At 37.6% G+C, this 340-nt stretch carries 1 protein-coding gene; it reads left to right on the forward strand.

Annotated features, from left to right (window positions below; genetic code table 11):
• Positions 1–106: 106 nt before the first annotated feature.
• On the forward strand, positions 107–340 hold a 234-nt coding region (locus tag SB725_RS30435; RefSeq protein ID WP_410923063.1), incomplete at its 3' end, for a hypothetical protein.

Genomic DNA, 340 nt, shown 5'->3' on the forward strand with positions numbered 1-340 from the left:
GTTTTTCAGGAAGCTATCTTGACATTATCGGTGCCAAATGCAGACGTTTTGGTCTTATCGGACAACTCACTAAAAATTTAATCCATTATGATAAAGTGATAATGACATGAAAGCCATACTGAAAAATACTGTATTTTCTATCTCGTTGAGCGTTAGTGCTATTGGGTTAATGCTTGTTCCTACTTTATCGACACAAGCTGCTATACCAACGGATGCATCTTTATTACGATTAGCAAAAGTGACAAAAGTTGTCGAAAGGGCGGATGATATTTCTAATAGTAGTGCGATTGCAAAGCAAATCGAGCAGTCTATGCTGTCTTTGCTACCCAACGATACTATG

Source organism: Pseudomonas sp. SIMBA_041, from assembly GCF_046535095.1.
Taxonomy (GTDB): Bacteria; Pseudomonadota; Gammaproteobacteria; order Pseudomonadales; family Pseudomonadaceae; genus Aquipseudomonas; species Aquipseudomonas mucoides.